31 protein-coding genes are annotated in these 22,130 nt (G+C 42.9%); 23 read left to right on the plus strand and 8 right to left on the minus strand.

Translation table 11 applies throughout. The features are described 5' to 3' along the window. Positions 1-6: 6 nt before the first annotated feature. The 3 genes from ANME2D_RS14295 to ANME2D_RS14305 all read right to left on the minus strand — a co-directional run bounded on the left by ANME2D_RS14295 (position 7) and on the right by ANME2D_RS14305 (position 1,202). Complete coding sequence (locus ANME2D_RS14295; protein ID WP_048093027.1) at positions 7-231, minus strand: hypothetical protein; 225 nt, start codon at positions 229-231, stop codon at positions 7-9. 325 nt (positions 232-556) lie between these two features. Next, positions 557-955 (minus strand): type II toxin-antitoxin system VapC family toxin, encoded by a 399-nt coding sequence (locus ANME2D_RS14300; RefSeq protein ID WP_048093029.1) that lies wholly within the window; start codon positions 953-955, stop codon positions 557-559. Beyond that, entirely contained in the window at positions 948-1,202 is a 255-nt protein-coding gene (locus ANME2D_RS14305; RefSeq protein WP_048093031.1) for a hypothetical protein, read from the minus strand. The genes ANME2D_RS14300 and ANME2D_RS14305 overlap by 8 nt, the downstream gene beginning before the upstream one ends. Before the next feature lie 322 nt (positions 1,203-1,524). On the opposite strand from ANME2D_RS14305, the gene ANME2D_RS14310 reads away from it, so the two are divergent. Together ANME2D_RS14310 and ANME2D_RS14315 are read left to right on the plus strand one after the other, a co-directional pair. Next, positions 1,525-1,746 carry a DUF433 domain-containing protein gene (locus ANME2D_RS14310; protein ID WP_048093035.1) on the plus strand — a complete coding sequence of 74 codons (222 nt, stop codon included), beginning with the start codon at positions 1,525-1,527 and terminating at the stop codon, positions 1,744-1,746. Continuing rightward, entirely contained in the window at positions 1,743-2,141 is a 399-nt protein-coding gene (locus tag ANME2D_RS14315) for a DUF5615 family PIN-like protein (RefSeq protein ID WP_157834143.1), read from the plus strand. Before ANME2D_RS14310 ends, ANME2D_RS14315 begins: the two co-directional genes overlap by 4 nt. A gap of 158 nt (positions 2,142-2,299) precedes the next feature. On the opposite strand, the gene ANME2D_RS14320 is transcribed toward ANME2D_RS14315, so the two are convergent. Continuing rightward, positions 2,300-3,052, minus strand: coding sequence for a nucleotidyl transferase AbiEii/AbiGii toxin family protein (locus ANME2D_RS14320; protein ID WP_048093038.1), 753 nt, complete (start codon positions 3,050-3,052; stop codon positions 2,300-2,302). Then, positions 3,042-3,773: a type IV toxin-antitoxin system AbiEi family antitoxin domain-containing protein gene (locus tag ANME2D_RS14325; protein WP_048093039.1), complete on the minus strand. Its 732-nt coding sequence runs from the start codon at positions 3,771-3,773 to the stop codon at positions 3,042-3,044. The genes ANME2D_RS14320 and ANME2D_RS14325 overlap by 11 nt, the downstream gene beginning before the upstream one ends. A gap of 312 nt (positions 3,774-4,085) precedes the next feature. Here ANME2D_RS14325 and ANME2D_RS14330 point away from each other — a divergent pair, with 312 nt between their 5' ends. The 12 genes from ANME2D_RS14330 to ANME2D_RS14380 all read left to right on the plus strand — a co-directional run bounded on the left by ANME2D_RS14330 (position 4,086) and on the right by ANME2D_RS14380 (position 10,532). Continuing rightward, positions 4,086-4,295, plus strand: coding sequence for a hypothetical protein (locus ANME2D_RS14330; RefSeq protein WP_048093040.1), 210 nt, complete (start codon positions 4,086-4,088; stop codon positions 4,293-4,295). Continuing rightward, entirely contained in the window at positions 4,292-4,444 is a 153-nt protein-coding gene (locus tag ANME2D_RS18210; protein ID WP_157834144.1) for a hypothetical protein, read from the plus strand. The genes ANME2D_RS14330 and ANME2D_RS18210 overlap by 4 nt, the downstream gene beginning before the upstream one ends. A 332-nt stretch (positions 4,445-4,776) precedes the next feature. Continuing rightward, on the plus strand, positions 4,777-5,067 hold the full coding sequence (locus ANME2D_RS14335) for a nucleotidyltransferase family protein (protein WP_048093042.1): 291 nt from the start codon (positions 4,777-4,779) through the stop codon (positions 5,065-5,067). Continuing rightward, complete coding sequence (locus ANME2D_RS14340) at positions 5,060-5,404, plus strand: HepT-like ribonuclease domain-containing protein (RefSeq protein ID WP_048093044.1); 345 nt, start codon at positions 5,060-5,062, stop codon at positions 5,402-5,404. Before ANME2D_RS14335 ends, ANME2D_RS14340 begins: the two co-directional genes overlap by 8 nt. A gap of 317 nt (positions 5,405-5,721) precedes the next feature. Further along, positions 5,722-6,159 carry a type IV pilin gene (locus tag ANME2D_RS14345; protein ID WP_048093047.1) on the plus strand — a complete coding sequence of 146 codons (438 nt, stop codon included), beginning with the start codon at positions 5,722-5,724 and terminating at the stop codon, positions 6,157-6,159. A gap of 150 nt (positions 6,160-6,309) precedes the next feature. Then, positions 6,310-8,049 (plus strand): COG1361 family protein, encoded by a 1,740-nt coding sequence (locus tag ANME2D_RS14350; protein WP_157834145.1) that lies wholly within the window; start codon positions 6,310-6,312, stop codon positions 8,047-8,049. A gap of 111 nt (positions 8,050-8,160) precedes the next feature. Beyond that, on the plus strand, positions 8,161-8,421 hold the full coding sequence (locus ANME2D_RS14355; protein ID WP_198527440.1) for an antitoxin family protein: 261 nt from the start codon (positions 8,161-8,163) through the stop codon (positions 8,419-8,421). Further along, complete coding sequence (locus tag ANME2D_RS17530; protein WP_081810307.1) at positions 8,409-8,849, plus strand: PIN domain-containing protein; 441 nt, start codon at positions 8,409-8,411, stop codon at positions 8,847-8,849. Before ANME2D_RS14355 ends, ANME2D_RS17530 begins: the two co-directional genes overlap by 13 nt. A 37-nt stretch (positions 8,850-8,886) precedes the next feature. After that, positions 8,887-9,108: a DUF2283 domain-containing protein gene (locus tag ANME2D_RS14365; protein WP_048093051.1), complete on the plus strand. Its 222-nt coding sequence runs from the start codon at positions 8,887-8,889 to the stop codon at positions 9,106-9,108. A gap of 128 nt (positions 9,109-9,236) precedes the next feature. Continuing rightward, complete coding sequence (locus tag ANME2D_RS14370; protein ID WP_048093055.1) at positions 9,237-9,518, plus strand: UPF0175 family protein; 282 nt, start codon at positions 9,237-9,239, stop codon at positions 9,516-9,518. Beyond that, the gene (locus tag ANME2D_RS14375) at positions 9,509-9,976 is read left to right on the plus strand and encodes a DUF3368 domain-containing protein (RefSeq protein ID WP_048093056.1); all 468 of its coding nucleotides are present in this window, start codon (positions 9,509-9,511) and stop codon (positions 9,974-9,976) included. The genes ANME2D_RS14370 and ANME2D_RS14375 overlap by 10 nt, the downstream gene beginning before the upstream one ends. A gap of 136 nt (positions 9,977-10,112) precedes the next feature. Further along, entirely contained in the window at positions 10,113-10,532 is a 420-nt protein-coding gene (locus tag ANME2D_RS14380) for a hypothetical protein (protein WP_048093059.1), read from the plus strand. Between the two features lie 212 nt (positions 10,533-10,744). Here ANME2D_RS14380 and ANME2D_RS14385 read toward each other — a convergent pair whose 3' ends face one another. Next, on the minus strand, positions 10,745-11,572 hold the full coding sequence (locus ANME2D_RS14385) for a hypothetical protein (RefSeq protein ID WP_048093061.1): 828 nt from the start codon (positions 11,570-11,572) through the stop codon (positions 10,745-10,747). Next, complete coding sequence (locus ANME2D_RS14390) at positions 11,569-12,519, minus strand: radical SAM protein (protein ID WP_048093063.1); 951 nt, start codon at positions 12,517-12,519, stop codon at positions 11,569-11,571. Before ANME2D_RS14390 ends, ANME2D_RS14385 begins: the two co-directional genes overlap by 4 nt. A 64-nt stretch (positions 12,520-12,583) precedes the next feature. Between ANME2D_RS14390 and ANME2D_RS14395 the strand changes: the two genes are divergently transcribed. From ANME2D_RS14395 to ANME2D_RS14420, 6 genes are all read left to right on the plus strand, one after another. Continuing rightward, complete coding sequence (locus ANME2D_RS14395) at positions 12,584-14,026, plus strand: nitrite/sulfite reductase (RefSeq protein WP_048093065.1); 1,443 nt, start codon at positions 12,584-12,586, stop codon at positions 14,024-14,026. Next, positions 14,010-14,252 carry a sulfurtransferase TusA family protein gene (locus ANME2D_RS14400; protein WP_048093067.1) on the plus strand — a complete coding sequence of 81 codons (243 nt, stop codon included), beginning with the start codon at positions 14,010-14,012 and terminating at the stop codon, positions 14,250-14,252. Before ANME2D_RS14395 ends, ANME2D_RS14400 begins: the two co-directional genes overlap by 17 nt. Positions 14,253-14,257: 5 nt before the next feature. After that, entirely contained in the window at positions 14,258-15,247 is a 990-nt protein-coding gene (gene ala, locus ANME2D_RS14405) for an alanine dehydrogenase (RefSeq protein WP_048093069.1), read from the plus strand. Between the two features lie 67 nt (positions 15,248-15,314). Then, positions 15,315-15,524: a 4Fe-4S dicluster domain-containing protein gene (locus ANME2D_RS14410; protein WP_048093071.1), complete on the plus strand. Its 210-nt coding sequence runs from the start codon at positions 15,315-15,317 to the stop codon at positions 15,522-15,524. Between the two features lie 60 nt (positions 15,525-15,584). Beyond that, positions 15,585-16,562 (plus strand): radical SAM protein, encoded by a 978-nt coding sequence (locus ANME2D_RS14415; protein WP_081810308.1) that lies wholly within the window; start codon positions 15,585-15,587, stop codon positions 16,560-16,562. An 86-nt stretch (positions 16,563-16,648) separates the two neighbouring features. Further along, positions 16,649-16,984 (plus strand): DUF3147 family protein, encoded by a 336-nt coding sequence (locus ANME2D_RS14420; protein ID WP_048093074.1) that lies wholly within the window; start codon positions 16,649-16,651, stop codon positions 16,982-16,984. 1,032 nt (positions 16,985-18,016) lie between these two features. Here ANME2D_RS14420 and ANME2D_RS14425 read toward each other — a convergent pair. Continuing rightward, positions 18,017-20,227 carry a beta-propeller domain-containing protein gene (locus tag ANME2D_RS14425; protein WP_048093076.1) on the minus strand — a complete coding sequence of 737 codons (2,211 nt, stop codon included), beginning with the start codon at positions 20,225-20,227 and terminating at the stop codon, positions 18,017-18,019. A gap of 184 nt (positions 20,228-20,411) precedes the next feature. Between ANME2D_RS14425 and ANME2D_RS17535 the strand changes: the two genes are divergently transcribed. From ANME2D_RS17535 to ANME2D_RS17100, 3 genes are all read left to right on the plus strand, one after another. Then, on the plus strand, positions 20,412-20,576 hold the full coding sequence (locus ANME2D_RS17535) for a DUF1059 domain-containing protein (protein ID WP_081810309.1): 165 nt from the start codon (positions 20,412-20,414) through the stop codon (positions 20,574-20,576). A gap of 145 nt (positions 20,577-20,721) precedes the next feature. After that, complete coding sequence (locus tag ANME2D_RS14430; RefSeq protein ID WP_048093077.1) at positions 20,722-21,348, plus strand: endonuclease III domain-containing protein; 627 nt, start codon at positions 20,722-20,724, stop codon at positions 21,346-21,348. A 50-nt stretch (positions 21,349-21,398) separates the two neighbouring features. Beyond that, the gene (locus ANME2D_RS17100) at positions 21,399-22,079 is read left to right on the plus strand and encodes a DUF2071 domain-containing protein (RefSeq protein WP_052368950.1); all 681 of its coding nucleotides are present in this window, start codon (positions 21,399-21,401) and stop codon (positions 22,077-22,079) included. The last annotated feature ends 51 nt before the right edge of the window (positions 22,080-22,130 follow it).

Consider the following 22,130-nt stretch of genomic DNA (forward strand, 5'->3'; position numbering starts at 1 on the left):
GAACACCTACACACCTTTCGAGGCATGGTAAAGCTCATCTAAATTTTCTACAGTGAAGCGTGTCTTTTTTACTATCCCTCGAACTCTATCCGTCATAGATTTTGGTTTGATGACAATGGTATGGTCTTTGGTCAATACATCTACTTCTTCCCCAATTCCCGCTCTCTGTAATAAGTTGCGAGAAATAATTAAGCCATCTTTTTTCATCTGGTAATCTTTTATAACTTCCATCTCAAATCACGAGAATCTAATCGGTATAAAAGTGTATAATTCTTATGGTCTGTGAAAATGTATCTGAACTTTCAGGTCTTTAAGCACTGGGTATCCGCATATGCAAACTTGCGCAGAGTTTTCATACTCCGCCTTCAGCGGCGCTTCTCCGGGGTCTTGGGCTTGCCCCAGCGCAGGTAATAAATAGAATTTGATGGACTTTAAAGATTTTTATTGGTGTTAAAATGGGGGTTATTATACCAAAAGGGGAGACTTTTCTACACAACCATAATCACCACCTGCCCGCTACCCTCCTATGTACTCAAACTATGAGACTTCCAAATTATTAAAGCCAATTCTCAATTTTTAGATTTTTTATCCTTTTAAAATGATCTATATTATTTGTAACCAGCACACTATCATTATCTAAAACAGTAGCTGCAATAAGAATATCCGCATCACTTATAAGTTCTCCATTTTTTCTGAGATCCGCATATATTTTACCAGCTCTCTTTTCTATATCCTCATCAAGCTGAAAAACCTCAACATGCTCTATAAATTCTTCCACTTCTTGCTCTCTTTGTCTTTCTCCAATGAAAGATGTGCCTTTGTATAATTCGTACACAGTAAGACCTGTGATGCAAATATAGGTCTCAAGAGGAAGATTATTCATCTTTTTTATTACCTTCTCGTTTCCCCTCAGCACCTCTATAACTATATCGGTATCCAGAGTAAAACTAGCCAAAAAAAGCCCTTCCTTTGCTGAATTTTTCGCGCTCTTTCAAAATGTTTGAAAATATTTCCAACTTATCCTGTGGCATATCTTTCCAGATTCCCGCAAGTTTAAGGACTTCTGTTACATCCCCACGCTTCTCCTTGAGAATTTCTTCTTTAAAGAAATGCACGGTCTTGATAACTTTGCGCAAGTCGCTATCCGAGAGTTCTTGAATCTCTTTTAATAAAAGCTTTTCATAATTGTTTCTTGAGATCATTCAGTTTCACCAATTTAGTATTGGTAACTGCTACATATATGTTTCTACATTTTAAACCGCTCAGAGTATGAAAACTCAGCTCATGAGCGGCGCTTCTCCGGGGTCTGGGGCTTGCCCCAGCGCAGGCAAGAGATAGAGGTACAGGACAGATTACGGGATAAATTAGGAAGGTGCGCCCTGGCTGTGGACATCAATCCCGATGCTGTAATGGTCGCGCACAACAGGTTTCTTTTATACATAGTAATATAAGTGTGAATCCACTATATCTAATAGGCTAACCCTTCACCCGGTATTTCATACCGTCCAGTTACTGAGGTGCAAAATGCAGAAAAAATTGATTGTATCCGACCCTAAAATAATGATGGGCAAACCTGTCATCGCAGGGACCCGCATCACAGTGGAGATGATCTTGGAAAAGCTTTCCGCAGGCGAAACAGTGGAACAGATCAGGCTGACGCGTGAAGCTATACTGGCAGCTCTTGCATTTGCTGCACAGGCTTTACGCGCTGATGTGATATACCCGGTCGCTGAGGCGGTCTCGTGAATTTTCTGGCGGATGAGAACATTGACAGGCAAATCGCTGATTGTCCTCGATTGATGGGACATAATGTAGAGTACGTTGCTGAAAAGGACGCCGGGATTTCTGACGATGAAGTGCTTGAGATGGCTAATGAGAAAACTGCACTGTTAGAAAAAAAAGAAATCCATGACGAACTCTATTTACCGCCTGTATTCAGCAGGGTAGCAACTGATGATTATTATGAATTCAACAAAAAATTCGATATTGGTCTAGATTATCTTGAGGGAATAAAAACTGATACCGGCGATATGAAAGATACTCTTGCCAATATAAATACAACACTTGAAGCATTTGTAATAAGGCAAGACGGTCACAACCAGCGCCTTGAGAAGATTCTTGAAAAGCTCGCTGAGCGATAGCTTGCACTATATCATCGCATTCGGATTGATAAGAGTGATATAAACCAGTGGATCGCTTATAAATCAGAGAATGAAAACTCCGCCTTGGGCGGCGCTTCTCCGGGGTCTGAGGCTTGCCCCAGCGCAGGCAAGATGATGATAGTGATCTAAGTTCTGAATCAAGAAAACGCATCCAAAATCTCCTTTGCAGTCTTTTCAAAATTGGGAATAAAACTAACCAGAGGTTTAAGTTCTTTCTCCCATATTCTATTTTTATCCATTAAACTCGCAGTAAACGCATCCAGATCAAAAACCATACCGTAATACTCCAGCTTTTTGTTTATAAGTTCAGGATTAATGGGGATTTTCTTCTTAATTAAAAACCGCGTATCATAGACATCTCTTGCTTTATTCCTTGTCATAATAGCCCTGACCTTTTCAGATAAGATCTCTTCAGGATTCATCATAGTAAGAAGGTACGGCTGGAGATCTGGGTAAACAGGAACCACCTCATGAATTTCTTCTTTCAGGATAACTCTCTCCCTCAGACTCACTTCCACCCTTTGCACAGCCATGCTTCTTGGAGTTCCATCGTAAAGGGGACCTTTTATACTGTAAACGATTACTTCGCTTACATTCTCCATCCTGTTTATTTTCAATTCATTTTCAAGTCCGAATATGGCTAAATCAGTCTTGATCCCGTGGGCTATCTCTTCAAGATCCTCTTTTTTGGATGTAAAATCCAGGTCGTCACTGAACCTGTTAAGCCCGTATGCTTTTTGTAGAGCGGTGCCGCCTTTAAAAACCAGCCAGGTGCCTGCGCGCTTTGATAGGAAGAGAAGTAAAATGTGCTGGAGGTAATCGCTCTCTACCTGGCCCAGGTTATATCCCAGAACTGACTTCATAGATTCTAGATTTTTTCTACTCAGCATCGGAGAACACCTCGTTTATAATAAGTCTCCATTTAATGTTCTTCTCTCCTTTTTTCGGAAGAAGAGGATTGAGAAGGTCGTATTTCTTGTTAAGTCTGAGTTTCAACCGCTCATAGACATCTATCCCTTTTTTTTCAAGAAGATAGCCAAGCCTCTTGATTGTCACAACCGAATCCATCCTAAGGCCATATTCCACAAGGGTATCTATATTTAGTTTTTCATCTCCCATGGCACTGTAAATCTCATCAACAGGACAATACCTGGGAAGAAATAATGAATCAACGATGAGTTTTTCTTTTTCTGCCACAAATACGAATTTGCCCTGAAATCTTTCTCTGGTGTATCCGAAAAATCGTTCCTTCTTTAATTTGATAAACTCCAGCGAGTATCCCTTCAGTGTAAGGCTCTTTTTTGACCTGGTGGAAGCTATGTAAATAATTCCGGGTATCTGGGTTGTTGCCCCGTAATAATAAAGAGCTGTTAAAAAAGACATGTATGATGGAAACACTAAATTAGTGGCTGCAACGTATGGATGAGTACCGGCAAGAACGTATTTGTTACGCTCCACTGCTTCCACAACACCCTTGGCCTTTAATCTATTAAGGTAAATGCGGGCGTATTTTTTATCAGCATCGATAACCTTTGATACTTCGTTCACTGTGAAGACAGGCTTTTCGTATGTTTCAAGGGTTCTAATAAAGTCCAAGAGCTTCACATACATTAAATGAACTTTTGATGGTTTAAAGTTATCGTTTTTGATAATTATACACAATCAAAAGTTTGAGACTTTCCACTATGGAGATGATCCACAGGCCCCGCAGTTTGGATCGTATAAGGCATGACTCCGCTCATGAGCGGCGCTTCTCCGGGGTCTTGGGCTTGCCCCAGCGCAGGCAAGATAATGATGGTGAGATCGTTTTTTTTTGAGCTTTTTTGCTTCAGTAAGCCATGCTCTTGCTATCGATTTAATCTCATATCCTCCAAAAATTATACAATAAAGCTTAGATAGTATTATCGACTATTATATTACTTGATGCAGAAACAGACATTCCAAGTAGATAAAAAAATAAAGGCTCTTGAAGAGCAGATCGAATTACTCAAATCTTTTATTTCTAAAAAGGAGCCGTTGGTTACTATAGAAGATTACAGGAAATATCTTGCTAAAACCAAAAAGGCAGTTGTAGAATATATAGAGCCTACAGAATACATCAGAAAGACCAGAGTAAAAGGTGAATTTTATTGAGACTAATTCTCGACTCCGATGTTCTGGTTCATGCTCTTCGCTTCCCGAAGGAAGAAACATTGCTCTCTCTTCATAAAAAGGCATCTCAAATGGTACACAGCATGGAAAACAGGTATTTCATCGTATTGGTTATCTGGTCTAACCACTGAGCAAATATCTGATATCTCAAATGGTTTAAGTCCAAAATGATGCTGCGCAATAGAGAATATGATATTAACCAGATTTAAGATTTATAGTTATACGCCGAACTGGAATGAACTCAAAACGAACTTTTGCAGGTCTCCAGGGCAGTATCAAGCTGGATCGTATAAGGCATGATTTCGCTCATGAGCAGCGCTTCTCTTGGGTCTGGGGCTTGCCCCAGCGCAGGCAAGATGATAGGCTGAGCCGTAACTTTTTCGAAATAAACTCTCAGAGAAAACGTTAAGTTAATATAATTCCAAAAGTTTAATCTATAAGCGTAAAATCTGATGGTAAAATTATGCGAACAATTGAAGATGTAAAAAGCATTTTATCAAGGCATAAAGAAAAGTTAAGACAAAATTATAAAGTTAAAGAAATAGGGATTTTCGGTTCATATGCGAGAGGAGAACAGAAAGAAATAAGCGATGTTGATATCATGGTAGAATTTGAAGAACCTGTTGGGTTTGGATTTATTCACTTAGCAGATTTCTTAGAAAATCTCCTGGGAGTTAAAGTTGATCTTACTACCAGGGATGCAATTAAACCGAATAGATGGAAATATATAAAAGATGATTTGATTTATGTCTAAAAGAGATTGGAAACTTTTTGTTGAAGATATCCTGGAGAGTATTGGATGGATTGAACAATACGTTAATAATATGGACCTTAAGGGTTTTAAAACCGATAGAAAAACTATAGATGCTGTTGTAAGAAATTTTGAAATAATTGGTGAAGCCTCCAAGTTTATACCAGAAGATATAAAGAAGAAATATCAAAATGTGGATTGGAAAGGAATAGTCGGCCTTCGAAACAGGATAGCCCATGAGTATTTTGGAATAAGTACTGTAATTATATGGCATATTATAAAAGAGGAGCTTCCGCTACTGAAAAGCCAAATGGAACAGATTTTAACGAGCAAGAAGTGACAATCAGTTTTAAAACGCTCAGAGTATGAAAACTCCGCTCATGAGCGGCGCTTCTCCGGGGTCTGGGGCTTGCCCCAGCGCAGGCAAGAAATAGAATTGACTTAATCTATTTTTAATAAATGTAGACTCCGGGTATATAGTTAAAACATATGCTCCAGCTACAGAGTATTCCTACTAATTATTTCTACTGAGCATTACTTCTTCATGATTTATAATGTATAGAGTTATTTTGAAAGTATCCACTAGGCATCCGGTACATGTATGTTGTATATGTGGCTCGGATATGTGTAACTAGGGAGTATAAGGAGGTTAGATATATGAAAAACTTTAAAAATGAGGAAGCAGTATCACCGGTCATCGGTGTTATCCTGATGGTAGTGATCACTGTTATAATCGCAGCTATCATGGCTGTATTCGCATTTGGAATAGGAGCGCCGGATAAGACGCCACAGGCGAATTTAAAATTCACTGCTACAGCTACGGATTTCAAAATCAGTCATTCAGGCGGGGAACCATTAATATTGGCAAATGAGAAAATAATCATAGAGGATGCTGTTACTAGTGGTACCTATTATGATACTACAGCAGCTGGAGCATTACTTAGCACTTTCACCGGCGTAACGACACTAGCACCTGGGGCAAGTGCAACACATACTTGGATAAGCGGACCGTCATCAGGCGATATTATAATAGTACAAGTTGTAGACATTCCTACTGGTCAGCTTATTTCAGATACCAAAGTTACAGTCCAGTAAATCCTGCCCCTTTTCTTTTTTTCTTGGGGCACTTTACCTTTCTTTTTTATGAATCTCGCTGTTAACAGAAGTCTTGCTGAATACCGCTTAAAATTGATAATCATTATAATGATAAAAAGCTTTAAATACTTTTAAACATATTAAATATAATTGAAGAATCCAATTACGGATTCTAAAAACAGTGTGGTTACTGAAAAATATTATATCGGGAAGGGATTAGAAATGAGAATATACATAGCAGTAATTGTTATTCTCTGGTCTGTAAACCTTGCATCAGCAGCAGGTTTCAATACAGAGGAGATACAGTGGGGCGCTGGAGTTACAGGTACGCTCTACAGAGACGGGACATTGACTAATGGGGAATACACGATCAAGGTAATGGAGTTCACCTCCCATGTGCAGGGAGTTAAATCCATACAGGATAAAACTATAAAGATCGTCCCCGAAAACCCGGTTGAACCCATGGTCTATCTTGAGGTCTATAAGAACGGTACCTTCATCAGGGACGTTGTCCTGAACATGGTAAATGATATTTATACAGATCCTGATTATGAATTCAGGGTATCGGCTGTCGAATTTCCATCAAAGAGTGCTACAGAATGGGTGATGGAGTACTACAACCCGTGGGCAAAGATATCACTTCAAAAAAGAGGAAAGCCAGATTTTGAAGTAACGTTTAAATTTACGCCTGATAGAACGACTTTCTTTAACGGTGAGACGGTTATCGCAAGTATTACCTTGAAGAACAAGGGCGAGGCATTCGCTAAAAACGTGGATGTGAACCTTGATGCAGTACCGCTAAAACCCTGGGCTGGCGAGATAAGCAAGCTTCACAAGTATTACAGCAAAATAGAAAAAGATGAAAGCCAGAGCTTTGAGGTTGCACTTATCGTTCCTGAACTGCTCGGGGAGCAGGAATTCAATTTCAGCACGAACAAGAAATTCTACGATGCTAAAGGCATAGAATACAGAGTAACGAACTCAACTCCAATTACGGTCTCACCCAGGCTGATCAATATAAGCAAGGCAATAAAAGATCGCGTATATCTGAAGGATACCTCCACAGTACTTCTTACCGTATCAAACAGGGGGACGTTCGATATATACAATATTCATCTCAACGACACCATGCATGAGAACTTCGAGCTGAGATCGAACACATCCCTTGAGTGGAACATACCCGTGCTCAGGGTCGGGGAGGAGTGGAGCACGATCTACTCAGTCAGGCCCCTTGAGGCAAGCCTGAGCGGATATACAGTACCGGCTGCTACTGCTCAGTTCACGGTCAATAATAGACAGTATAACGCATCTTCCCAGACCACCACAGTCGTGGTCAACGGCCCGAAGATCATCCTGAACAAGACAGTGAGCAAATCCGTCGCGAATATAAGCGAATTTGTAAACGTTACAGTGAAGATCAGCAACATAGGGAACATAGGCACGCGGTTTGAGGTAAAAGACTCGCTGCCCGACAGCGTCAGCGTTGCGCGCGGCTCGATCTCACTGACAGGCTGGTCTGATCATGATTCGGTACAGGAGTTCAACTATACTATCCGCATGAACAGAGAGGGAGAAGCTCTCCTGCCTGCTGCGGTCTTAAATTATACCAATGTCGAGTACAGGGGGACAGCGCGGTCTGTGCTGAGCTCTGATAATCCTGTCATAACCGTTGTCGATCCGAGCAAGCCCGGCAGCATCTCGTTTGCCCCGCCTGTGGTCTCATCGAACGAGAGCGCCGCTCTACCGGTGCAGGAGGTTACAGCAGCGCCGACAGATGCTCCGGCAGATGCCCTCAATCCTGAGCCTACCGCTTATGTCCCTGGCTTTGGTGGCATATCCACGCTCATCATGCTGCTGTTCGCGTTCGCGGTGGCATTCAGGCGCAGGTGAATCTGGCATCCGGCAAAAAGATGGGGTCTGCAAAGGCGGCGCTGAGTTAAAGATAGCGCTGGGGCTTGCGCCCCGGACCCCAAGAGGCGCCGCTCATGAGCGGAGGTCTTGTTGAAGTTCGAAGAAGTTGCGAAGTATTATATTGAGAGAAGAGTATTGAGAATTATGCCAAAAATTATAGAATGCATATATGAAAATGGCATGTTCAAACCGCTTGAGAAAGTTGAGTTAAAAGGTGGAAAAAAAGTGAAAATACTTTTGAGAGAGGATAGGGAAGATATCCTGGATAAGTACGCTGGTATTGTAAAAATTGGAAGGTTTGCGAGGATAGAGGATATTCTTGAGTCTGAAGGTGAAACTTGGCTGTATTAATCGATTCCAATGTTATTATCTCACTCTTAATTCAATCAGAAAAGACGCAAGACGCAAAGGAGATACTTCTTAAGGTTACTGACCAGCCTGTTACTATCTTGAATGTAATAGAAGAAGTCATATACGTTGGTCTATCATTAATTTATGACTGTAGGGGGTTTAAGCTGAGAGATGAGATTAGAAAGGGCTTGAATGATCAATCAACATTCTTTTTGAATAATTTAAGATACTTTATAGAAGAATTTGAAATTAAACTGATATATCCGCCTGATGATTTAAACTTGCTTTTTGATACCATTACGACATACCGCTTGCTTCCTAATGATGCCCTAATAGCTGCAACTTGCAAACATTATGGGATAAAAAAGATAGCTACCTTTGATGATGATTTTAAGAGGGTTGACTTTCTTGAGGTTATAGAGGTATGAAAACGATGAACAAGAAAATGATGAACAAGAATCGAAAATGAGAATAAAAGTCGATCTAGAAAGTAATGCGCTCTACTTCAGAATAAGCGATGACCCAATAGAAGAGAGCGAGGAAGTAAGTAAAGGTCTTATTGTAGACTACGATGCCAGCGGCAGGGTTGTAGGAATAGAAATACTTAATGTAAAGGAAAAATTCAAAATGGAAGATCTGACCGGTTTTAAATTGGAAATGCCTGCTTCTCTAAGGGCGGAAGCATAAGCGCTGGGGCAAGCCCCAGACCCCAAGAGGCGCCGCTCATGAGCGGAGGATCAGAAAAGACTAAAGACGCAAGATAGCTTTAATAAACTGTAAGGTAATTTAGAATTTAGAAAATTGAGTGAGAACAGATGGCATGGGTAATTGAGGAACTGCAGAAACTCAGTGAGATTAAACCTGAGGCAATAGAGAGGATACTGGAAGATGTTAAAAACAGAAGTCCAGACATTTTTAAATCCTTAGTTATAAGTGCCTATTTAGATGAAAAGATAAGCATGGGCAAGGCTGCCGAGATGCTTGGGATAACAAGAATTGAACTTCAAAAGGAATTTAATGAAAAAGGGATACCGGTAAGAGTAATCTCTAAAGAAGATGTGATCGCAGAAGTAGAAGCAATGAGAGCATGGAAATAGCTGATACAACTGTTATATCGAACTTTACATTGATTAACAGGCTAGATATTCTTGCAAACACAATCAAGCTGTGCACCACAGAAGAGGTAATTGAAGAACTAAAAGCTTGTGCCGAAAAAGGAATTTTGATGTTTGAATTTGATGTTGATATCAAGATTATTAGTATGGATGATGAGGAGAGATTGGCTTTCCTCAAATTAACTGAAAAATTTGGAAGAGGAGAGGCTTCCTGCCTTGCTATTGGGATGCACAGGAAAGTCAGTATACTTACGGATGATTTCGATGCAAGAAGATTTGCGCAAAGAACAGGGATACCGGTCTCTGGAACAATAGGTGTTCTTGTGAATGCTGTTGATAGAGGGATTATATCAAAAGAAGAGGGGAATGAACTGCTCAATAGAATGATCGAGAAAGGGTTCTATTCGCCATTCGAAACGCTTGATCAGCTTTTATTGTAAGCACTGAAATCACACCTTCCTCACACTTCTGTTTATATACATGAGCTCTCAGATACAATATGGATCTCCTCATGATATCCACTTCACCAAGAATAGCTGAGGGATAACAATTTCGATAGGATTTATTGATACACTCATGTCGACAGAATTTATTGATACATTCGTAGAGATCTATAATGTGGAGGCTGCTATAGCCATGATCTTCTTCTGTGGACTTATCATTGTGCGGGTGCGTAAAATAGATATTGGTCTACTAAAAGCCAGGCTATTTCTTAATAATGCCATTATACAGCAGGCCTGGATGTATATTTCGATTGGTGTAGTATTCCTTGCCCTTAATACTCTTATGAAGTTTATGAATAGGGTCACAGCAATAGAGAATATATTAAATCGCTACTATATTGTTGAGTTGACCCAGGTCATTTTCCTGATGGCCTTCACCCTTTCAATCTATAATTTACATTTATTCATAAACAGTAGTGTTAAAAATAAGAGTAATAGTACTCAATACAGCAGAACTGAGGTAGCTAATATAGAAAGAGAGAAGAGCGTGTGAATAACAGGAAAGTCTTGCATGGACGAGAGATTCCTGATCCTTATATTTCATCATTATGAGTATTAAGCTAATTATTATTTATATGCATAAATATATATACTTAGGGATTGTACATGTGTAGTGTACACATAGATTGTACATATACCTGACAGATCGGCAGGTTGGGAAGTGGTCATCGGGGGGTGGGGGGGTTACCCACATACTCATAGATATTACACACCAAGCCTGATGCTAACCCTGTCACCAGATGAGAGCGGTATATCGCCGTATTTTTCAGGAATAACCTTGATCCTGGGCTCATTGAACGATAGACAAAAAGCAACACCAGAGCATTTTACTTCTGAATCCCCTGCTGTGATCTCAAGCATTGATATTCCCGGATGGGAATATCCCTGCGGTTTGATAATACCAGAAAATCCACCTTCCGGGTCTTGAGTGATGTATCCATCAAGAAACCCGCCATCCATCGCAAATCCCCTGACATCGCCGCATGTATCGTAATTCGTGCGAAGGAGGGAGTATCTCTTATTTATTTCTTCAACACGGCATTCAAGTTCTATAGTTCTACATGAGGAATATGAGGAAAGCCTGCTCCATTTAATATTGGGCGTAAGGCTAAGATTGTTAGAGGCGCGCAGGTAATCACCGGGCCGCCTGACCTCGACATGCATCGGAGGATCGTTCCAGAATGTAAAATATCCATTATGTATGAATGTCCCGATCCTGTCCCCTTTTGAAATATTCTCGCCGATTGAGACATCGGGTTTTATGTGCAGTATCTTAATGACATGCTCGCCCTGGCGTATGGCCGTGATGTATTCTGTAAAATCACGATCCTTGAAAGGAGTGGGTGTACTAAAACATCGAGTATCGATTATTTCCCCATCAGCAGGTGAGTATGCCTCGCCTGCAAAATCTCCATAGTAAATATCCACGGCGCTGTGGGTGAGATGCGCTGCGTAAGGGCTTTTAAGAAAGGAGAATCTTGAATTATCAGGAGCAAAGATATCGACATCCTCATGGCTTGCTATCTTCTTCATATTGATGCACCGTATGAGCAGCACATTTGTGGTACCTCTGTAATATTCAGTCCAAGTTCCCTGCTTATCGTATAGGCTTTTCTTGAAGGCACGGCGATCCTGTCAATTCCGCAGAGAATAGCATACATATCAAGCTCTGAGCGGTACCTTCCCCCGGGACGCACGCAGCTCAGCGACAGCGGGCAATCGAACATCTGCCGTGCCTCTGTTATGACCCTGGCAACATCCTGGATATCGGGCGGGCGTATCCCCTCAAGTACTGTTCCTTTTGTGGGGATGAACACCACTATCACGACAACATCAGGCTTGAACCTCTCAACGATCCTGAGTGCCCTGAACTCCCCTTTGAGCCTGCCGTTATGCAGCCCGACAATGATATGCGGGGCAAGGGGTATGCCAGAAGATGAGAGATATTCCAGCGACCTCTCATAGTCCCTGGCATGGGCATCAAGGCCGAGTATATCATGTATTGTCTCATCATCGCCTATTATGTCCACAAGCGCCATATCCAGATAATCGGAGAGCTTCTGCGCCTGTACCTCGTTCACTAAGCCCGTATGCGCGCTGATTTTTAGTTTTTTATCCTGTTTGATATTTTTAATATCATCGGCCAGCGCATATGTCGGGACACTCCCATCTTCAGCACTTCCTCCGCTCAGCAGTATCCCTTTTGCGCCCCTGTCTTCTAAAAAAGAGACCTGTGAATATAACCTGCCACCAGAGCCATCGAGCATGTGGCGCAGGTAATGCGAATCGCAGTGCCTGCATTTAAGAGAGCATCCTGTACCCGTAATTGATATCGGGGTAAAGGGCTCGTTGAAAAAAGAGATATCAATACCGAAGAGCTCAACCCTGCGCATGAATGCTTTTAGCATTAAGGCTTTTATATCCTGGTCGGCATCAAGGGCAGCGATAATGTGTTTTGCGCCAGATAGGTCATAATGCATAATGTCAGGAGAGTTAACCTTTTATAATTAAGTTACTATGAGATAACAAGTTAAGGTGAGCAATTTGGATATAACCCTTGATCTTGGAGATATTAGTAAGTTCGTTGGAAGATACTCGCTGGGCAAAGACAACGGCATGGGCTCGCTCCACTTCCTGAGGATCAAGATCCCTGCAGGCAGGATAAGCGCTGGCAATCTTTTTGAGATCGCCAACATATCAAGAGAGTACGGTAGAGGCTATGCTGAGATCACTGATAGACAGGATATCCATCTCCACTGGATAGACGGTGATAAGGCTTTAGAAGTATTCGAGAGGCTTTATAAGCTTGGCTACACCACTGACATGTGCGGCCAGGGATTCCCCGGGGCCTGCTATGGGGATGTAAGGAACATAGTCTCATGCCCGCTTGGCGGAAAGGTAAATGATTTTGATGCATCAGAGTATGCAGTTAAACTCACCAGTTTCTTCTCTGGAAACCCGGAGTATAATGATTTACCCAAGAAGTTCAAGATAGGCATTACAGCCTGCGGCAGTGACTGCGTCAGGCTTGGAGTAAATGACCTGGCCCTGATCGGTATTGAAAAGGAAGGTGAGAGAGGCTTTGTCCCTCTCATAGGCGGCGGTGTGGGGTTGACCAGGCCTGGACCAATGCTTGCCAGGAATATGGCGGTCTTCGTACCTGCTAGCAGGTTGTTCGATTTTGTAAAAGCTGTTGTTGGGATCCACCGCGATCATACCAGCAGGGAGAGCAAAGCAATGGCCAGGTTCAAGAACCTCGTAGCAGCATGGGGTGTTGATAAGGTAAGGAAGGTTGTTGAGGATAAAATCGGGGAACTTGAGGACTTCACAGAGCCACTCAACCTCGGAGGAGATGTACATAACGGCTCTGGCAGGCAGAGGGATGGACGTCATTATTTCACCCTTCCACTGGTTGGAGGAGTGCTTGATGCTGATAAACTGGACAGGATCGCAGAGCTCTCAGAGATGCACGGGGGCGGAGAGATAAGGCTCACACCGACCCAGAACGTGACATTTGTAGATGTAGAAGATGTAAATGCCCTGAGATCCGGGCTTGAGAAGCACTTTGGGCTCTATGATAGTGAGGCTTTCTATAACTCTATAGGCTGCACATCCAGATTCTGCGGCAGGACTAATGATACTCATGCCAAGGACATGCTTGGAGAGTTCCTTGGTGTACTGGATAAGCACGGGATAAAGGAAGATGTGAGAATCCATATCTCTGGCTGCATTAATGCATGCGGCTGCCATCAGGTGGCTCACTTCGGCCTGGTCGGGAAGCAGATAAGACGGAGCAATGAGATTGTTCAGGTATATGATCTCTACACTGGAGGCGACTCAAGGAAGCTCAAAATGGCAGAACTCTACAGAGACTCCCTGATGCCAGAGGAGGCCACAGGGCTCTTTGATGAGATAATGAGCAGGTATAGATCATCAGGCAAATCTCTTGATGAATTTCTGGAGGTATTAAATGGAGTTAAAGCTTAAGGAGTTAGAAAAGGAGAGATACGAGCTCGATGTCAGGGGCAATACATGCCCATTCCCGCAGGTGTTTACAGACCTTGCTTTAAAAAAGATAGGCAGTGCGGTTCTTGAGGTAATAACTGACAATCCCCCATCTGTACGGGATGTTCCAGCAATGCTGGAGACAAAGGGCTATAAAGTAGAAACTAAAAAAGAGAATGGCCACTGGAGACTTATTATAAGAGCATAGTTAATATGGTGGATAACCAGGTTCTCTGGCTCAATAAAAAAGAAGTTGAATCGCTTCTTGATATGAGAGGGACGCTTGCAGCCGTGGAGGAGGCATTCAGGCAGCACGGTCTTAAGAGGGTCCAGATGCCTTCCAAACTGTATCTTTATTTCAAGAAGCATAATGGTGATCTAAGGACAATGCCTGCGTATCTTGAAGAACAGGATATTACAGGAGTGAAGATAGTAAACGTCCATCCTGATAATCCAAAGAGGGGACTTCCCACTGTTATGGCGCTTGTTGTTCTGAATTCTGCCAGGACAGGTGCACCTGTTGCAGTTATGGATGGTACTTATTTAACCGATATGAGAACAGGGGCTTCAGGCGGGGTTGCTGTGAAATACCTTGCACGCAGGAACTCCAGAACCGTTGGTTTTGTAGGTGCGGGAAATCAGGCAAAAACCCAGCTTCTGGCAATAAATGAGGTTATCGGTATTGACGAGGTCAAAGCCACAAGTGTTTCAGAAAAAAGTACCCTTGCTTTTAAAGAGGAGATGGAAAAAAGAATCAACTGCGATATATCTCCTAAGAAAAGTATCAAAGAGGTATGCGACTGCGATATCCTGGTTACAACCACGCCCTCAAGAGAGCCGATAGTGATGAACGACTGGATAGCTGAGGGGACCCATATCAATGCAATAGGAGCAGATGCGCCTGGAAAAGAGGAGCTTGACCCACAGATATTGAAGCGCTCCAGGATAGTAGTGGATGATATCCCCCAGGCTTCGCATTCAGGTGAGATAAACGTGCCTCTATCAAAGGGATTGATCACAGAAAAGGATATTGTCTGCGAACTGGGCGAGGTAATTACAGGTAATAAAAAAGCCAGAACAGGTGATTCGGATATCACTGTGTTTGATTCAACCGGCCTTGCAATCCAGGATATTGCAGTGGCAGATCTGGTTTATCAACTGGCAGTTAAAGAAAAAATAGGTATAAGGTTACAGCAATTCTGAACCAAAACATTTAAACAGGAATAAAAACACTAAGCAGTTACAGGAGTAAAAAGAGGAGCAAAGAACTATGGCAGTAAAGAAATATGAAGCCGTCGTGACCATTGAGATAGATGAAGACAAGTGTATTGGGGCCGGGGAATGTGTTAACGTCTGCCCTACCAATGTTTTTGATCTCGTTGAAGGTAAATCGCATGCAACACGTGTGGAAGATTGCATCGAATGCTGTGCATGTGTGGATGCATGTCCCACAAAGGCTATTAAGCACAGCACATGTTAGTAGCGTTAGTAGCCGATTCTTAACCTGAGAGCGAGTAAATAGTTATAACAGTTGTTCTTGATGAGACAAGTCAGGGCCTCTATGGGAACGCTGGGTGTGCTGGGGCTTGAGCTTGTACAGATGGATACACCCCCCACCACTGCGTATCTCCAGATCTATACTGATAAGCGCTGCAGGGCAAATTGTCTTTTCTGTGCGCAGGCATCTGGCTCAAGCGCAGGGCTTACCCATATAGCCAGGGGCATGTATATACCCGCCGACCTTGATGCTGTAGTATCACGTCTTAAGGTGGCATATGAGAGGGGCTACCTTGGGCGTGCCTGCATCCAGACAGCGCTCTATGATGCATGGTGGGATGATACGGTATATCTGATCGAACGGATACGTGAGGTAAGTGGTATTCCTCTGTCGCTTTCTGTTTTCCCGCTTGGCGATGAGCGATACAGGGAATTGAGTAAGTCAGGAGTGAACGAACTTGTAATACCGCTTGATGCCTGCACACAGGAGCTGTTTGATAAAATAAAAGGGAAAAGCGCAGGCGGACCGTACTCATGGGAAGGGCATCTTGATGGTATAAAAAGAGGCGCCCGCATATTCAGGAACGCAGGTACACACCTTATTATCGGTCTTGGAGAGACTGATGAGGATGCTGTAAAGATTATTGATGAATTACATGGGTATAAGGTAAATACTGCTCTTTTTGCATATACCTACATTCCCGGTGCTCAACTTGAACCTGAGAACAATAAGGATAGTATAAGGCATTACCGCACTGTGCAACTGGCAAGATATCTGATTGAAGAGGGAGTCGCATCTTATTTAGATATGCAGTTCCTGGATGGCACTCTTTGCGACTTCGGGATAAGCAGGGATGCGATCCTCAGGATAATCGAAGAAGGAAGGGCTTTTCAGACATCCGGGTGTCATGGGTGCAACCGTCCGATGGCAAATGAAACGTTCTCTAAGATCTATAATTTTCCAAGAAAACCGAATGATGAAGAGATAGCATCTATTAAGAGAGATCTGGGATTAGATTAGTGCAAGTCAGTTCAAATTTGATTATAAAACAATAAATGTTTTGAAAACTCATCACTTTTATTACCCTCTACTCTAATACCCCATATATGGAGAATCTACTGATCAGATTCTTGATAGGCGGAGCGGTGGTATCAGGAATAACATGGATTGCAGAATATTTTGACCCAAAACTTGGGGGGATAATTGCAAGCATACCCTTTGCAACGGTCTTAAGCCTGCTGATTGTAAACGAGGTCCTGGGTAAAAAAGGAGTAATCGCTTTTGCAGAGGGGATTGTGATAGGGAACATACCATGGTATGGCTATATTCTCGCTGTTATCCTTCTCACCCAGCGAATAGGCCTTGTAAAAAGTCTTGCAGTTGGAATAACAATCTGGCTTTTACTCGTGCCGATCACCTGGCGGTTATCCCAACCGGTTTAAACGCCGATGACAGATAAATATAATCTCCAACATAACATCTGACAATAGTATATAAACCAAAGAGTCGGCTATGAATGCGGTTCATAGATAACAATGAAAAAGACGATTAACAACGAACTCAAAACGAACTTAAACGAACTCATCAGCCCGAGTTCGTATCGAGTTTGTACCAGTTCGTTGTTTATATTATCTGAACCACATCGGAACCTAAGATGCGATATAGTTGAACTTTTTCATACCAGGCAATTATCAGGAAAACATGCGCGGAAATGGATATCAAAATCATAGATATTGCCGTTCAAGCAGGATATTGAAACCGGAATTTCCACATCTCAGAGATTGGTGTGAAGATCGTCTCCGGGCTCCTGGTTGCTATCATGGCTCGGTTGGGCAGGGCTGGGAAGTGGTTGAAAATACATTTCCACCCAGAACTGTACTAGCGGCGAAAAAGCTTAATAGGCAAAAAACGCTAACAAGCCCTGTACCATTCAAGTACGGGGTATAGTGACTTTCAACTTATGGGTTCATACTTTCAACTTATGAGTTCTTGCTTTCAACTTATGGTTCCAATTCACAGCTTTTTCATATTCATTTATTAACCGCGTTCATAGCCAACTCTGTGGTTGATTATCTTGTCTTGGCTCATTTTAATAAAGCTGCCAATATTTTTTAATACTATTTATATTAAGTTTTGTGGATAACTATAGCATAATCCTTAGATTCTCGTAATACGTTAACCACAGATGAACGCCCCGAGTTGCGCATCAGGAGGGCGCATCCACGTCGACTGTCACGCCAGTCGATTGCGTATCCACGTCGACTGTCACGCCAGTCGATTGCGTATCCACGTCGACTGTCACGCCAGTCGATTACGTATCCACGTATTGCTTCGCAATACGTGTGTGCGTCCTCAAGGGGCGCAACCCTTGATACGTGTCTGCGTCCTCAAGGGGCACGACCCTTGATATGTGTCTATGAATAGCGGCGGGCATGACGCCTATAAACGCCGATGAGCGCAGCGTTCATCGGCGTTTATCTCCATCCATACTCATAGTATTGATTTCTCTCAAACGGGAGATCGATGCTGTTTATCTCGGTAGTATTGGTAAGACTGTTCATCAGAATCTTCCGTGCTGAAACAGTATAGAGCACATCATCCATGTACAGTGATCTGCGCACAGCACCGGGTGAATCCCAGTAATACATCTCTTCCTCATAGCCATCAAGATGGGATATCTTGCCTCTGAGTTTAAAACCATCCTCAGGGGTAATTCCAAAGACATAGGCGCCCTGCCATACTCGTGGCATGTAGCCGTATACTCTATCTAATCGCTCAGTTTCTCTAATTTCCCTGATCGGGATCACGAGTAGGTCCTTCTCTTTATCAAATAAGAACGCCCTGTGGTCCCGCAGCGCCTCGGAATCTGTGCCTGCACTGCCTATCTCATATGTATCGATCTGCTTTGGCTTCTCTACATCAGAGACATCAAACAGCGAGAGCTTAACACCTTTAATCGATACTCCACCCCATTCGTTACCTCCTGTTTCCTTGCCAACACCGATTATGTGGTTCTCATCATACGGGTGCAAATAATCAGAAAAGCCGGGTATCTTGAGTTCGCCCAGTACTTTTGGATCTTTCGGATCTGACAGATCTATAACGAACAGGGGATCGATCTGCTTGAACGTTACCATGTAGAGCCTGTTCCCGATGAATCTTGTTGAATATATTCTTTCATCCTGAGCAATCTCTTCTAACTTCCCAACAATGCTGAGGTCTTTATCCATCACATACACATTGTTGTACTGCCCGGAACTACCTCTTGTCCAGAACTGGGTTGTAGTGGCAACCCTGAAGTAATCATTGAATTCATCCATAGAGAACTGGTTCAGCAGACTGCCCGGTACCTCGCCTTTTGTCTCATATTCAATATTCCCCTTATCAATCCTGATCTTCTGGATTACGGTCTTCTCTAATTCCTGCGCTATTTTTATCTCATATTCCTCAACTGCTTTCTCAACATTTTTGATATAATCCTGTTTTTGTTTTTCACTCATGCTGTTGTAGGTCTCTTCCAGGATAGATGAGATCTTATCCCACTTCTCGTAAGAGCTGAGGTTGCTATCCCTGATTGCGTTTATCCTGTCCTGAGCATCCTTCGGAAGCTGCGGCATAATAACTTTATAGAACCGCTCCTCACGCTGCACCTCATAGTACCTTACAGGCAGGTTCTTTCGGTATGTTATGTATATATTGTTACCTGATACATACACATTATCAGAGTAGCCCATCATGAATGATTTTGCATCGATGTCTTTATCAGATTTTATGTTGATTGACGCAATTATATGGAATACATAATTCTGCTCCGGGTTATCAAAATAATACACATCAGGTGACATTATCTTCACTGAACCCTGTTTTATCACTGGTACATCGATCACGTCATCGCGATAATAGGCGCTATCCTTTACAATGAGATATACATAGTCTCCTATCATCCTTGATCTGAAATAGTTTCCATTGATACTGTAATTCGCCACTTGCTCTGGCTTTTTCCTGTCAGTGATATCATAGATAAATGCGCTCGTTTTTGCGGTGTACCTCGGCATCGGCCTGTAGCCGTATTCAGGATAAATATAGACCTCATCGTTCTCTTCTGTGAAGACTATGAGCCTGTCATCGTTCACAAACATCTCTTTTGGCCTGCCGTTTATCGTTATCGTAGAAAGCGTCCCTGCATCGACTGCAGGGTATGCATCAACAATGACCAGTTTGTTCTGCGCCAGGACATAGATGTACTTGCCGTCGTTCTTTACAAAATCTGCTTCATCTACGCCCTCTACCTGGATGTTTGTTTTCGAGTAATCCGATGTACCCTGGCTCCCTGCATACGCTGGAGCAGGCACAGGTACGCCTTCAGATACTGCCGCTGGCACTATTTTTGGAGCTGCACCTGATGAATCTACCATGCCAAAATCTCCACTACCCCTAAGATCATACCAGCCGAACCTGTTATAATTTGAATTATAGGCACTGGCCTTGAGGAATTCGCGAATTTCCTGGACTGATAAGAATTTCTTCAATTCCTGCGTTGATTCAAATTGAGATATCGCTATATCAGAGGTATTGCCTGTGATCTTATCTATGCCAACTGTACTGCTGGATTGAATACATCCGCTAAAGATCGTTATTCCAATAACCGAGAATAAAACCATCAGAATGGCAGTTTTCTTTATCATATTCCGTCACCTTGTTTGATAGATAAATAGCATGCTTAATAAAATTATGCTTAACTTCGAATTAAATTGAAGTTATAATAGGTTATTTGTTTTTCTTAGCGAGTATAAAAGTGTTAGCTACTGAGTAACCAATGCATAAATTTATTAGTTGCCATGCTAAAACATTAATTGGGGGGTGAATATAATGGCGTGGGAATTGGATTGCGAATCTGCTGGTATAGCATGCCCATTCATGATTAGGGTTGAAGATAAGAATGAACTGGCATCTATTGTTCAGCAGCATCTTAAGTATACACACCAAAAGAGTATGTCAAAAGAAGAAATACTCAGTAGTGCAAAAGAGGTGTAGGCTTAATAGCCTATATCCTTAGTAGCTAACACTTTTTCACATTTCGGCAGTAACCATGAGAGTCTAAAGTAATCATCTACTTGATACAAAAGTGTTAGCTACTGGAATACCCTATCTTTATTACTCATCGTGCCGAATTACCCGCATGACCGTTGATATGATTATGGAGCGCCTGAAAAAACGGTATCCTCCAGGCAAATTCGAATCAAACGATCCTTTCCGGGTACTTATATCCACTGTTCTATCCCAGCGTACCCGTGATGAGGTCACTGACAGGGCAGCAGAGAAACTATTTGCCAGATATGGCACACCTGGTGCACTTGCGGATGCAGATGTTGATGATATAGAGGAATTGATACGCGAGGTGGGGTTCTATCGTGTGAAGGCACCGCGCCTGAAGGAAATAGCCCGGATAATCGATAATGATTTTCAGGGCAGGGTCCCTGCTGATATGGATACTCTTCTCTTGCTTCCGGGTGTTGGCAGGAAGACTGCCAATTGCGTGCTTGTTTATGGCTTTGGTCTTGATGCTATAGCCGTAGATACCCATGTTCACAGGATCTCAAACAGGCTGGGACTTGTAAGCACAAAAACACCAGAAGAAACCGAGATAAAACTTCGCTCTGCCCTTCCAAAAGAACACTGGCGACATATCAATGAGCTGCTGGTGAGATTCGGACGGGATATATGCAGGCCGATATCTCCGAAGTGCGGCCTGTGCCCGATCATTGATCTATGTCAGGGCAGGAGGGATACTAAGACTTTTGTTTAGATAAGTTTTATAATCAATACTTACTATAAAGCTTAGCATAGGGGGACGACATGAACTACGGGCAAATGCACTGGTCAAACATCTTTTTTGTGCACTGGCGCGTGTCTTCATCACAGCTCCTGCCACATATCCCGCCCGGCCTTCAGATTGATCTGTTCAAAGGTGATGCTTATGTCAGTCTTGTGGCGCTGCATGTAACCGGGCCAGCACCATGGCCGCTTATGCCATTGAGCAGAACCCTGCTTGACTACAACCAGCTTAATGTGCGCACCTATGCCACTGGCGGTCCGGGGCCCGGGATAGTGCTGCTTGATACCCTTGTTGACCGCTATCTTCCATCTCTTGGCGCACGTCTGCTCGGCATGCCGTACCGATTCGCCCGCGATCTTGACCTGAAGGTGCATGATGGCCATGTGCTTCTGCACGCATTCGGTCAGGATATTGAGGGTGAGGTTGATGATGTTGTCACTGCAACTGTACCAGCCGGCAGCCTTGATAGCTTCCTGGTCGATCGTTTCTGGGTCTATGCATGCATGCCGGGCGGCATGACCTATGGCGTACGCATTGAACATGCGCCCTGGCGCCTGCGCTCTGTACGCCTGGCGAGGCAACTTTCGCCGTCTGCGGCCGGCATAGATGGTATAGTAGAACCTGTGAGGGTGCATCTGGCCGAGAAACTGGATATATCAATCGTAGAGACGGCTTCAGTGCGGTGGCCGCTAGGCGTCTAAGAGCCTGTCTTAAATGCCTGAATTGTTAAACGGATGGCAGTATCCGTTAAT

It is taken from the genome of Candidatus Methanoperedens nitratireducens, from assembly GCF_000685155.1.
In the GTDB taxonomy this organism is placed as follows: domain Archaea; phylum Halobacteriota; class Methanosarcinia; order Methanosarcinales; family Methanoperedenaceae; genus Methanoperedens; species Methanoperedens nitratireducens.